Source organism: Pseudoalteromonas sp. NSLLW24, assembly GCF_015864725.1.
GTDB classification, from domain to species: domain Bacteria; phylum Pseudomonadota; class Gammaproteobacteria; order Enterobacterales; family Alteromonadaceae; genus Pseudoalteromonas; species Pseudoalteromonas arctica.
In genome coordinates this window covers 1-13581 of sequence record NZ_JADYWQ010000027.1, presented here as the reverse complement: position 1 = coordinate 13581, position 13581 = coordinate 1, and the positions used below count along the sequence as shown (strand labels likewise).

Genomic DNA, 13581 nt, shown 5'->3' with positions numbered 1-13581 from the left:
ATTTAAATTAATAACAAATATTAATTATAAACGGTCAATTACTGATTGAGTGAAATCAGTTGTACCGTGGCTGCCGCCTAAATCGCGAGTTGTACGGTCGCCTGATTTAATTACATCAGCAACAGCACTACGAATACGCTCTGCTGTATCGCCCATATCTAAATGCTCAAGCATTTGGATAGACGCTAAAATTACAGATGTTGGGTTAGCTAGGTTTTTGCCAGCAATATCTGGTGCACTACCGTGTACAGCTTCAAAAATTGCAGCGTCTTCACCAATGTTAGCACCTGGAGCCATACCTAAACCGCCAACTAAACCAGCACAAAGGTCAGATAAAATATCACCAAATAAGTTAGTCGTAACAATTACGTCAAACTCTTCAGGTGTCATTACCAGTTTCATACACGTTGCATCAACAATCATTTCATTTGATTCAATTTGTGGGTAACGCTCAGCTACTTCACGTGCTACTTTTAAAAACAAACCAGATGTTGATTTTAAAATGTTAGCTTTATGAACAGCAGTTACTTTTTTACGACCTTCACGTACCGCTAGCTCATATGCAAAAGTTACGATTTTTTCTGCGCCTTCACGCGTAATTATCGATTTTGCTTCTGCTTCATTACCGTCTTCACTTACTATTTGGCCTGCACCTGAGTACATACCTTGCGTATTTTCACGAATAGTAATGATATCAATATCGTCGTAACGTGCTTTAGTGCCAACAAATGATTTAACAGGGCGTACGTTAGCGTATAAACCAAATTGCTTACGAAGTGTAACGTTAATAGACGTAAAACCTTCACCTACAGGCGTTGTTAATGGGCCTTTAAGAGTGATTTTGTTTCTAGCTATTGTATCAACCGTGTCTTGTGGAAGTAACTCACCTGTTTTTTCAAGTGCAGCTAGGCCAGCATCAACAAATTCATAATCAAAGTCGCAACCTGCGGCTTTTAATATTTCAAGTGCTGAGTCGATAATGCTCGGACCGATGCCGTCGCCTTTGATCACTGTGATGGTTTGTTTGGCCATTGACTTTTCCTTTAAAGAGTTTGATTTGCACATAAATTATTACCCTGAGAGAGTAATCGCTTGTTAGATCATTTATGTGAACGTGCTTGAAAATTTAAGGGCGCATTTATATCAACTTATCACCCATTTTGCTAGTTTATACAAGAAATACTGGGTATACACCAAAGTTATAATGGGTATAAAGACGTTAAATAGGGTCCCATAAATTAAATACTATTAAATAACGCGAGAGATTCTAATTTTTGATTAAAATCAGTTGGGTTTTGCCAATTTAGTATTTTCAGTTGTTCGTTTAATGTTTGCAGTTGCCACGCTGTTAGCGCAAGTTCTGGTTTAAAAACACTCTGGGCAACAATTTTAAGTGTGATCCAGAGTTTATGAGAATCAGTTAAGTGTTTTTTAGGTGTTTGCTCTGCTTCTAAAAGTGCCGTTGTCCATGGGTTGTCACTTAATAAATGAGTAAGCTGTTGCGTTAGTTGCTCGTTATTAATTGAATCTACTCCAAAAAATGAGCAAATAGGGGCACTCAATGTTTTATTTGGTGTGTCGTCAATCAGCGTTTTACGAGAAAGCTGTGTACTGCATTGCGTTAATAAAAAGTGAGCATAAGCATATAAAGGTAATGTAATGTGTTCAAACTGGTCATGTTTATTTTTACTGACTAATAAGGCCATTATTTTTACTAAACCATTTAATCTGTTAGTAACGTAGGCTTGCAGAGGGTGTGGGGTAACATTAACTAATTGCTCAAAAACAACTCTTTGAATTATCGCAGGTGCATTATAATAACCGACCATCGATAAACTATGCTTTAAGTCTTTAGCGGCCTGATGCTCCTTATTATAAGGTTTTACTGCCTCACATAAATTAGCAACTACCTGAGGGTGAGCCGCCATTAGCTGGTTTAGCCCTTTATAGCTATATTCGTGCTGTGACTTAATATTACTTATTAGTTCAAGTAAAGACTGTGCTTTATCAACGCCAACCACACTTTTTGACTTAACATGTTCACTGTTAAACACTTTAAAGCTAATGGTTTTATCAGCGCAATGCCATTGTTTTGGGTTGTCGTTAAGAGTTGCTTTAACGCTAAACCAAGCTAATTTATTTGGACTAGTGTTACTAATTAAAATATGTTTTTGCTGCGCATCAGTCGCTAAATAAATCATGGTTTGCTCGGCATAAAAAACGCGGCTTCCCGGTAATAGCGGCCCCAAATGGGCTATAAGTGATTTGATTAGCTGCAGTGCAAACAAATTTGGTGTGCGAATATACAAGTCAGTAAGTGCTTTAAATAAACTCATGTGTTTATTAGCCGTATTACTAGTAATGTTCATACTAATAATATTTGCTAAAGCAATTAGTGTTATGCCCCCATCGTAAAGCATTATTTTAGGAGCACTTACCAATGCTTGTTTATATTTACTTAACTTAGCTAATAATTGTGTAACGGGTTTGGCAGAATCGCCACTGGATAACATTACTTTAGCAGCTAACTGATGACGCATTTTCCATATGTTTTTATCAGAGTCTTGAAAAGGTGTTTGCTCACAGAGCTTGTTTAATTGCGCTCCAACACATAAATGCTCAATGAGTGAAGCCGCTATGTATAGCTCGCTTAGGGCATTGTTATAGTGTTGAGATTTACAAAGTGCAGCGGTTATTACACTCTGACTAACAACTAAGTTGGTGGCATAAGAATAATTAGGATTATAAAGTGTTAAACGAGCTTGTAATGCGAATGGCTGTTCGCTATAGAGCACTCTATATTGCTCAGCTAGCTTACTTGCCATGGGGTATAAGGCTGTCCATTTTTGTTTATTGTTATAATAGCTTAAAAACAGCTGCGTATTATTAAGCAGCTGCTCTAAAGTAGTTGAAACAGCTTCATCCATTAAACCTTCACCTAATTTTGTTCTTGATATTTATTATATGCACTAGGACCCCATAAAAATAGCTGCCCATTTTTAAATAATAACCCAGTACATTCATCCATAGTGGTTATACCGTCAGATGTTTTATGCTGTGTGCGGTAAAAAACAATCTGAAATACCTGTTCACCATCTCGTTTGGCATAAGTAAGGTCGGGGCTGCCTAAATAATCAAGCACAGTATTTAGTGTTGTTGGCTGCTCAAGTGATAGTTTTTCGATATAACGTTTATTAAAAGCTTCTCGGTCTTGCCAGATCATAGCCTGAGGATCGTCTTTATAAAAAGTGATCACCAAGGCTGCTATCAGTGCATATAGCCCTAAACCTAAGATTAAATATCGGATAAATTTTTTCAATATGGTTTACTCTGACTCCGGTAACTAATAATAGTATACGTTTTGTAATGTTTAGAGGCTATTAACTTGCGACTAATTAAGTCTTAACTGCTTTAAACTAAAGCCTAAATTTATATCGGTGCGTAAACTAACCAAGTGCTTTGAGATTACGTACATATCCATATTAGCGGCTAACTTTGCTTTAATACTCGGGCTTAGAGACTCATCTTCGGCCGCATGCTCAATTGAATTATAGTTATTAACTATTTGCTGCGCAGACTTAGTACCTATTCCTTTTACTCCCGGAATATCATTTGTTTTATCACCAGCCAAAGCCCAAAAATCAACGAGTTTATTTTGCTCAACACCAAAACGCTCTTTTATACTTGTCTCATCTAAATAGAGTTTTTTAAAGTAATCATAAACTGTAATGTAGGGGCCTATATAGGGTAAAAAGCCTTTATCAGTAGAGACAACAGTATTAGCTATTTGATTATTTGATGCTTTAAACGCAAGCGTTGCAATAATGTCATCGGCTTCATCGTTAATAGGCTCAAATACAACAATACCGGTTTCTTCTATTGCGGTTTTAAAGTGCTCTAAGGCATCTTTTAGCACTTGAGGCATTGGGGCACGGGAGTGTTTGTAGTCTTTATAAAAATGATAACGCCAGCTTTTGTCACCATCAAATACCGCAATCGCATGGGTTGCATTACTTGTATCTAAAAGCTTTTTACACGCATGAGCTACACGTGCACAGCACGTTTGTATCATTTGTTCATCGCTGTGATGTTTTTGATTGGCGTCAACGGCGTAAATGCGCCTAATTAAATTAAGCGCATCAATAAGAAGTAAATGGGGTTTCAAACTATAAAACTCATGCTTTTATTTTGTAACACGGAATGTATTTGCTGCCAGGGAGTTTCATACGGCCTTGATCAACAAATGCTTGTAATAACGTATCCATATTTTCCATAAGGGCAGGCTCGCCACTTAAAATGTATGGACCGTTTTGCTTAATGGCTTTAACGCCTTCGTCTTTTACATTTCCAGCTACAATACCTGAAAAAGCTCTGCGTAAATTAGCCGCTAATAACTGCTTTGGTTGATCAAGATGTAAATCAAGACTTGCCATATTTTCGTGTGTTGGTGCAAAAGGTTGTTGAAAATCGTTATCGATTTTTAACGTCCAGTTAAAGTAGTAGGCATCGCCTTCGCTTTTACGGTAATCACGAACATTGGCCATAGCCGATCTTAGCTTTTGCCCAACTAACTCAGGATTATCAATAATAACTTCAAACTTATCTAATGCTTCTTTACCAAGCGTCATTTCAACAAATTCACACAGCTCTTTAAAGTACGCTTCACTTTCTTTAGGGCCAGTTAAAATTACAGGCAAACATTGTTTGGTGTTATCTGGATGCAGTAATATGCCTAATAAATATAGCAATTCTTCTGCAGTACCTGCGCCACCAGGAAAAATGATAATAGCGTGAGCTGTTCTTATAAAAGCTTCAAGGCGCTTTTCAATGTCAGGTAAAATAACTAATTCGTTAACAATAGGGTTTGGTGGCTCTGCAGCAATAATGCTTGGCTCTGTTAGGCCTAAGTAACGGTTATTGGTATTGCGCTGTTTTGCATGGCCAATAGTGGCACCTTTCATTGGGCCTTTCATGGCACCAGGGCCACAACCAGTACAAATATTTAATCCACGTAAGCCCAGTTCGTAACCTACTTGTTTTGTGTATTTATATTCAACTTCGTTTATTGAGTGTCCGCCCCAGCATACAACCATACTTGGCTCGCTATTAACACGCAATGCACCTGCATTTCTGAGCATATCGAATACCATATGAGTAATGGCTTTTTGCTCTTTTAAATCTTTTTCGTATTTTTGACAAATAAACAAAATATCGCGAATAACAGAAAATATATGCTCGTGAATTCCGGTAATTATTTCGCCATCAACAAATGCGGTTTCGGGTGGGTTTTCAAGCTCAATTTTAATGCCTCGCTCGCGGCTTACTAAACGAATATCAAAATCTTTGTATTTGTCGTATATATCGCTACTTTCGTCGGTATGGCTACCTACATTAAGCACTGCTAGTACGCAGTTTCTAAATAACTTATAACGCTCACTAGCAGAAGATTGCTCTAATAAATCAACTTCTAATTGCGACAGTAAATCTAAAACCCCAGTTGGGTTTAACTGTATTAACATAGACGTTCTCCTTACTGCTAAATCGTAAAAAACTACTTGTCATAAAATTTATAATGGCTATGACATTATTTACTGGTACAAAGTCTATCTCGTCCTGAATTTTTGGCCTCGTAAAGAGCATCATCTGCTCTATCAAATGCCTTTAACAGAGTATCGCCTTTTTTAAACTGAGTTGCACCTACCGAAATAGTGATCTCAATTTGTTTTTCTCTAAATTTAAAAGGTATATTTTTAATTACCTTTCTTACTTTATCCAGAGGTAATGTTGCGTTTTCAAGCGATACACCTGGCATTAACAATACAAATTCTTCACCGCCGTAACGCGCTATAAAATCGGACTTTCTTACCGATTTTTGCAACGCTTTTGATATAACCTGTAAGGTAATGTCACCTGCGGTATGGCCAAATCTATCATTGATAGATTTAAAGTGGTCAACATCAATAACCGCAAGCGTAACATCTGATGGCTGCACATTAAACAAATGCATTTCGTGATTGTAACGTTCATCAAATGCAGCTCGGTTAGGCAGTTTTGTAAGCCCATCAAGTAAACTTTTAAAGCGCTGTTCGTTTAAGCGTTTTTTATACGTTGTTAACTTATCTTCTAAAGTAACAATTCGTTTGTTTATTTCACTAAAGCTAGTGCTAAGCATTTCTCTATCTTTTCGTTCTAACTTTTCTTTTGCTAGAAAATCTTCGCTTAGTGATTTTAATTCGTTATCTACGAGTTCTTTTAAAGATGAGATTGACGTTGCTTTTTGTGTTTGTTCGTTGAGGTTTTTAATTTTTAGTTCAATGCTTTTATTCAACGAATCAAACTCAATACTCATCGATTCAGAGTGCCTGCTAGTAGAGACAATAGAATTATGTAGATCTTCGAGGGTTTGATTTAATGAAACTAAAAAGCTTTGTGCAGATTTACGCTCTTTGCTAATGTTTTTTACTACGACTTCAATTATGTTAATCGCAACATCGAGTAATGCATCGATTGTGTCACTTTCTGTAATATTATTTTTTATACTATTAATTTGTAGTGTAGCTTCTTCTTCAAGTATAAGTTCGTTAGCCAGCTCAAGTAGTTTTTTTGCACGAGCTTGTTTTACAGGGCGCTGATTATCGGCTTGAGGGTCTTGCTTAGTTAGCAATGCTTCATGATAAAAGAGAATAAGTTGATCAAGTAGCGGAATATAACCATGGGTTGACTGAACGTTATTAATCTCTTGATCGAGTAAATTTCTCAGGGCTCTGCGAGTATCGTCAGGTAAACCTTTAGTTTTTTGTAACTGTTTACCTGCATTTTGTACACTGTTGAATAAATCACGTTGCTGAGCTTGCTGAATCGATTCTTGATTTTTAAGTAATATCAAAGTTTCACTAACAAGGGGAGAGAGGTCTTCAAAGCTCATACCTTTATTGAGTGCACTTCTAAATTTAGCAAGGCGATTATCTAACTCAATATCAAGCCCTTTACAGCTTAGCGAAAGTTTAGCTGCAAAGTCGCACAAAATATCCACTTGATGTTTGCGTGCACTCTCAATAGCCATACGAGCATCAATTGCTTGTTTGAGTTTTTTATCTGTTGGATTAGATCTTTCAGACACCTAAGCGTACCGCCATCAAATTAATTTTATTATCTTCAGTTTACAACAAATTTTTATTATGTGTAGTTATCTAGTAAAAAACTTAGAAATTTTAATAAGCTACTACGTATAAACTCGTATACGGGGCAATTTGTCGTATTTAATTCACTTTTAAATAGGGGCTTGCTAGTCTTGCAGGCAATTAAGTTTCCACTAAGAGTCTCTATGAAAAAGTTATTAGCCCTATCTATTTTAGCTGCATGTTCAGCACCTGTATTTGCCGATGTAAATTATTCTTTAGAAATCTCACAACCACAACATCATTTAGGCGATGTAAGTGTTGAGTTTCCAAAAACAGCGCAAGCACATCTTGATATAAAACTTCCTGCATGGCGAACGGGTCGCTATGAAATGCTAAACCTTGCCAATGGCATTCGTTACTTCAAAGCTAAAGATGAAGATGGCAAAGAGTTAAAATGGGAAAAAATTGATCACAGTACATGGCGTGTACACCTTAATGAGCCAACCGAAGTTAATATTGACTACCAGGTGTATGCAAATGAGCTTGGTAAGCGCGCTCGCCACATTGACGACAGCCATGCATTTATAGATGCATCAGGCTTTTTTATGTTTAGTGAATCATTTCGCCAAGAGCCAGTAACCGTTAATTTAGAGGTGCCTAAAAAGTGGCGCTCTGTATCGGGTATGGATAATTTAAAAGGCAAAAATTCATTTAAAGCAGCAGATTACGACGTGCTTGTTGATTCACCAATCGAAACGGGTATTAACCAACTACACACATTTGAAGTAGATGGCCGTGAATACGATTTAGTTATATGGGGCGACGGTAACTACGATGTAGAGCAAATGCTTACCGATCTTAAAAAATTAGTTGCTACTGGTAATGTAATTTGGGATGGCTATCCATATGAACGTTATGTATTTATGGTTCATGCTACGTCGGGTGCTGGTGGTGCAACAGAGCATTTAAACTCAACAATTATTCAACGTCCACGCGATAGATTTGGTAGCCGCGAAGATTACCTAGCCTTTATTAGCACCGCTGCGCATGAGTTTGTTCATACGTGGAATGTTAAAGCATACCGCCCTCAAGGTTTAGTGCCGTACGATTACACTAATATGAATTACTCTAAACTACTTTGGATTGCAGAGGGTTCAACAAGTTATTTTGAAGATCATTTAATGGTTCGCTCTGGTATTGAAACCACAGATGAATTTTTTAAAGTGATGAGTAAAACCATTAATCGTCATTTACAAACACCGGGCCGTGAAGTGCAAAGCGCAAGCGAAACAAGCTTTGATAAATGGATTAACCAAGGTGGCGATCATGCACGTAACTACAGCACTAATATTTATTCAGAAGGTTCATTACTTTCATTAGTTTTAGATATCGAGTTGCTAGAAAAAAGCCAAGGTAAAATAAGCTATCGCGACGTACACAAAGCACTTTATAACAACCATAAAATGCCAGCTGGTTTTACAGACATAGATGTACTTAATATCTTAAAAGATTTAACAGGGCGTGATTACTCAAGCTGGTGGCAAGAAAATGTTGAGTCGCCTGCAAGTATTAACTTTGACGACTTACTTACTAAAGTAGGCTTGAAATTAGAACGTCCTGAAAAAGCAAAAGCCCTTGCAAGCATTGATGCTATCGCTAAAAACACAGGCGAGTTACTTACGTTAAGTTACGTTCGCCGTGGTGGCAGTGCGTGGAAAGCAGGTTTAACTACCGATGATAAAATTGTTGCTATAAACAAACATCACGTAGGTAAAGATTTAAAAACCAGCTTAGAAACGTTTAAAACAGGCGATAAAGTAACTATTGACTATCTTCGTCGCGATGCACTTGAAAGCTTAACATTAGTATTATCAGAAGAGTTTGATAAGCCTAAAAAAGTAGTTGCTGATAAAGAGGCAACGTCTGAGCAAAAAGCACTATTCAAAGCATGGATTGGCGTGGAACATCCAAATGATGTGACAAAAAATTAAACTCAGTTTTTATAGTGTTTAAATATAAATAACTACCATTAAAAAAAGAGCTTCGGCTCTTTTTTTGTTTTGCATAATGACGTATAAAATGTATATGGAAATTTAACATTAAAGTTAAATTTAATTATTATTTAGTATTTCTCTATTATTAAATAAAATTATTATGGATATAGCCTCAAAATGAAATCAGATAACCCGACTTCAAACTTAACCCATCAATTTGTAATTAACGACTATTTGCATCAGTTATTTGATGCAGTAAATGTTATTTCTGTTCAAGGTTATGACAATGAACGTCGTGTTATTTATTGGAATGAAGGCAGTGAGCGACTTTATGGCTATACCAAAGAAGAAGCCATAGGGAAAAAAATAGAAGATCTTATAATTCCAGAGCCAATGTGTGAGTTAGTTATTAACGCACATAGTGATTGGGTAAAAAAAGATATAGAAATTCCAGCATCTGAAATTATCTTACAAGACAAAGATGGAAACAACGTATCGGTTTTTTCCAGCCACGTTATGTTTACAAATCAATACAATACAAAACAAATGTACTGTATTGATATCGATTTGTCGGATGTGAAAAAAGCACAAGCAGAGGCTTCATTTAATGAGGATATGCTAAAAACTATTTTTGGAGCAATTCCTGACTTATTTTTCCTGATGGAAAATGATGGAACTATCCTAGAGTATCATGCGAGCAATGAAACCGATCTTTATACCAAGCCAATGCAGTTTATTGGTAAAAAGATGGGAGATGTATTACCTGAGGAAGTAGCCAAAAAATTTGAAACTTATATCAGCCTTGTATTAGAAAAAGAGCAGATGATGAGCTTTAAATACGAGCTAGCTTTGCCCCATGGGCTCGTTTTTTTTGAAGCAAGAATAAATAAAATAACAGAACATAACCAGTTAATGGTTATTATTCGAGATATTACAGAACAGCATAAATCAGATGAAGTAATTAGACATCAAGCGTATTACGATAGTCTAACTTTACTCCCAAATCGTTTTTTAGCACTTGATCGTTTGTCGCAATTACTTATTGAAGCACAAAGAAATAACGAGAAAGCGGCAGTACTGTTTTTGGATTTAGATGATTTTAAAAAAATAAATGACTCTTTAGGCCATGAAACAGGAGACAAACTTTTAATTGAATCAGCGCAAAGGCTGCAAGAGGCACTTCGAAAAGACGACACAGTAGGGCGACTCGGTGGAGATGAGTTTATCGTATTACTACGAGGTATAACTGATCACCATGCAGCGCTAAAAATTACTGAAAAACTGCTCAATAACTTTAGAGCCCCTTTTAAAATTGAGGGCCGGGAGCACATACTTACAGCGAGTATTGGTGTAGCCATATATCCTGAAAATGGTACAACCGTTGCTGATTTATTACGAAATGCTGACACTGCAATGTATCAAGCAAAATCATATGGTCGTAATACTTATTCATTTTTCACTAAAAAGATGAACGTAATTATTCAGCGCCGACTAGTAATAGAAGAGCAGATGCGTGGCGCCCTTGAGCGTAATGAATTCGAGTTATTCTACCAGCCCCAATTTGACGCCAAAAATAAACACATCATTGGTGCAGAAGCGTTATTACGCTGGCATAACCCTGTATTAGGTAACGTAACACCCGATGAGTTTATACCTATTGCCGAAAATACAGGATTAATTGTACCTATTGGCAAGTTTGTCATTAGCCAAGCTTTACACTTTTTAAACACATGGCAAAGTACCTGTAAACGCCAACAAAAATATACAATGGCTGTTAACTTATCTCCTCGCCAATTTAGAGACGTAGGGTTGCTCAGTTTCATTCAAAACTCATTGAGTGAAGCAAACGTAAATCCCGAAAGTTTAGAGCTTGAAATAACTGAAGGTGTATTGATGAGTTGCCACACTAATGTTGTAGATATACTGACTGAAATTACTGCATTAGGCATTAACTTATCGATGGATGACTTTGGCACAGGTTATTCATCATTAAGTTATTTGAGAGAATACCCTTTTAATGTACTTAAAATAGATAGAAGTTTTATTGATGGTATTGTACTAAACAATGAAGATTGTAATCTCGTAAAGGCAATTATTGCTATGTCGCACAGCTTAGGACTGACAGTGGTAGCCGAAGGTGTAGAAACAAAAGAGCAGCATACTTTATTGAACGAATTGGGTTGTGATTTTATGCAAGGCTTCTATTTTAGTAAACCAATACCAGCAAAACAGTTTCTTGATTTTTCGATGAATTTTGATAAAAAGTAAGATTAAACACTCGATTGTAACAATTCATTGCACGGCTATTGACCTTATTGTCCCATCGCGAGTAACCTGTTATAGAAACAAATAAAAAGGATTCTATAATGCGTTTAAAACCTCTTGTAGCTACATTAGTAGCCACATTTTCTTTATCACTTTCAAGTAGTGCCATAGCCGACGAAGGCATGTGGCAACCACACCAAATTCCAGAATTAGAATCAATTTTAAAAGCCAAGGGGCTTGAAATTGATGTTGAATCTATTTCTAAATTAACCGAATTCCCAATGAATGCGGTAATTAGCCTAGGTGGTTGTACAGCATCGTTTGTATCGCCTAAAGGTTTAGTTGTGTCAAACCATCACTGTGTTTATGGCTCGGTACAATACAACTCAACGCCTGAAAACAATATTTTAGAAAATGGCTTTTTAGCTAAAAGCCCTACTGAAGATTTACCTGCAGCGCCGGGCTCACGCGTATATGTAACAAAAACGGTTACCAACGTAACAGATGAAGTAATTAAAGGTACTAACGAGCTAACAGCAAAAGCACGCTACGACGCACTCGAAAAAAATGAAAAAGCGCTAGTAGCCCAGTGTGAAGCCGACGAAAGCTATCGTTGTAATGTGTATTCGTTTCATGGTGGTTTAGAGTTTTACCTAATTAAGTCACTTGAAATTAAAGACGTACGGTTAACTTATGCACCGGCAATGGGCGTAGGTAAATACGGCGGCGATATAGATAACTGGATGTGGCCGCGCCATACTGGCGACTTTGGTTTTTACCGCGCTTATGTAGGCAAAGATGGAAAACCTGCAGAGTACAGCGAAGACAACGTACCTTACGTACCTGACTCTTACCTAAAAGTAAGTGCCAAAGGCGTGCAAGAAGGCGACTTTGTAATGGTTACAGGCTACCCAGGGCGTACTAACCGATACCGCATTGCAACAGAGGTAGATAACGTATTTAACGGCAGCTACCCTAAAGCACGCGTTCATAACTCAAAATACGTGTCGCTTATTGAAGAAAATTCAGAAGACGGCAGTAAAGCGCGTATTGCTTACGAAAGCACCATTGCAGGTTATAACAACTATATTAAAAACTATGGTTCGATGATCGAAAGCTTCAAAAAAGGCACTATGCTTGAGCGCAAAAAACAGTTTGAGCAAGAGTTAACACAATGGATCAATAGTGATGGTGAGCGTAAAGAACAATACGGAAGCGTATTAGGTGAGCTATCTGAGCTAATTGCACAATCACAAGAGCACAGTGAACGCGACCGTATGTTAGGTTATGTACACCGCTCACAAATGATCAGCACAGCACGACGTTTATACCGTTTAGCTTACGAAAAACAAAAGCCAAATAGCGAACGCGAATCTGGTTATCAAGAACGTGACTTACCTCGCATTAAAGCAGGGCTTGAGCGCATGACGCGCCGTTATGATAGCAAAGTAGACAAAGCTATTTTACTGCACTTTTTAGAACTGTATGCAGCACTTCCAAAAGAAGAGCGTTTTAGCGACGTTGATAACGTATTTAAAGTACAAAATGGGTTTGATAAAGCAACCCAAAGCGCGTTACTTGATAGCATGTATGAGCAGTCAAGACTCGATAATGCCACTGTTCGCAATTCATTATTTGAGCAATCGTTTAGCCAGCTAAATCAAAGCCAAGACCCATTTGTGCAGTACGCTAAAGCAATCTTTAAAGTAATGAAAGCTGAGGAAGATAAATCAAAAGCACTTGCAGGTAAATTACAAGCAGCTCGCCCAGAGTTAATGAGCGCAATAATTGCGTTTAACAAAGCTAAAAACAAACCTGTATACGCCGATGCCAACAGCACACTACGAGTAACCTATGGCACTGTAGGCGGCTACTCACCTCAAGATGGCTTGGTAGCAACACCGTTTACATCGCTTGAAGGATTACTTGCTAAAAACACCGATGTTGACCCATTTAATGCACCTAAAAAGTTACAAGAGCAAATTAAAGCCAAGCTTTATGGTGATTACACGGGCGGCATGAATACAGTACCCGTTAACTTTTTATCAAATGTAGACACTACCGGTGGTAACTCAGGTTCGCCAACACTTAACGGTAAAGCAGAGCTTGTAGGCTTACTGTTTGTGTAGTGGTAGAGTAATTTTGGTCACCCATTAAGAAAGAAATGTTATGCTATTTGCATACAAATTTGGGTGAAAAAA

Annotated in this window: 8 protein-coding genes and 1 pseudogene; 3 read left to right on the top strand and 6 right to left on the bottom strand. The window is 37.4% G+C overall.

Going from position 1 to position 13581, the window contains the following annotated elements; genetic code table 11:
• Positions 1-24 precede the first annotated feature (24 nt).
• From I6E72_RS18815 to I6E72_RS18790, 6 genes are all read right to left on the bottom strand, one after another.
• Complete coding sequence (locus I6E72_RS18815; RefSeq protein ID WP_007580684.1) at positions 25-1032, bottom strand: isocitrate dehydrogenase; 1008 nt, start codon at positions 1030-1032, stop codon at positions 25-27.
• A 206-nt stretch (positions 1033-1238) separates the two neighbouring features.
• Positions 1239-2927 (bottom strand): hypothetical protein, encoded by a 1689-nt coding sequence (locus I6E72_RS18810; protein ID WP_197113759.1) that lies wholly within the window; start codon positions 2925-2927, stop codon positions 1239-1241.
• 11 nt (positions 2928-2938) lie between these two features.
• Positions 2939-3322 (bottom strand): DUF3192 domain-containing protein, encoded by a 384-nt coding sequence (locus I6E72_RS18805; protein ID WP_024591078.1) that lies wholly within the window; start codon positions 3320-3322, stop codon positions 2939-2941.
• Positions 3323-3391: 69 nt separating this feature from the next.
• Positions 3392-4165 carry a flap endonuclease Xni gene (xni, locus tag I6E72_RS18800; RefSeq protein WP_024609155.1) on the bottom strand — a complete coding sequence of 258 codons (774 nt, stop codon included), beginning with the start codon at positions 4163-4165 and terminating at the stop codon, positions 3392-3394.
• Positions 4166-4175: 10 nt separating this feature from the next.
• The gene (ppnN, locus tag I6E72_RS18795) at positions 4176-5519 is read right to left on the bottom strand and encodes a nucleotide 5'-monophosphate nucleosidase PpnN (RefSeq protein WP_007580678.1); all 1344 of its coding nucleotides are present in this window, start codon (positions 5517-5519) and stop codon (positions 4176-4178) included.
• 65 nt (positions 5520-5584) lie between these two features.
• Positions 5585-7120 (bottom strand): GGDEF domain-containing protein, encoded by a 1536-nt coding sequence (locus I6E72_RS18790; RefSeq protein WP_007580677.1) that lies wholly within the window; start codon positions 7118-7120, stop codon positions 5585-5587.
• A gap of 204 nt (positions 7121-7324) precedes the next feature.
• On the opposite strand from I6E72_RS18790, the gene I6E72_RS18785 reads away from it, so the two are divergent.
• From I6E72_RS18785 to I6E72_RS18775, 3 genes and pseudogenes are all read left to right on the top strand, one after another.
• Positions 7325-9112: a M61 family metallopeptidase gene (locus tag I6E72_RS18785; protein ID WP_197113757.1), complete on the top strand. Its 1788-nt coding sequence runs from the start codon at positions 7325-7327 to the stop codon at positions 9110-9112.
• Between the two features lie 180 nt (positions 9113-9292).
• The gene (locus I6E72_RS18780) at positions 9293-11383 is read left to right on the top strand and encodes a bifunctional diguanylate cyclase/phosphodiesterase (RefSeq protein WP_197113754.1); all 2091 of its coding nucleotides are present in this window, start codon (positions 9293-9295) and stop codon (positions 11381-11383) included.
• A gap of 98 nt (positions 11384-11481) precedes the next feature.
• Positions 11482-13503: pseudogene (locus I6E72_RS18775) on the top strand (S46 family peptidase); the annotation flags it as partial.
• Positions 13504-13581 lie beyond the last annotated feature (78 nt).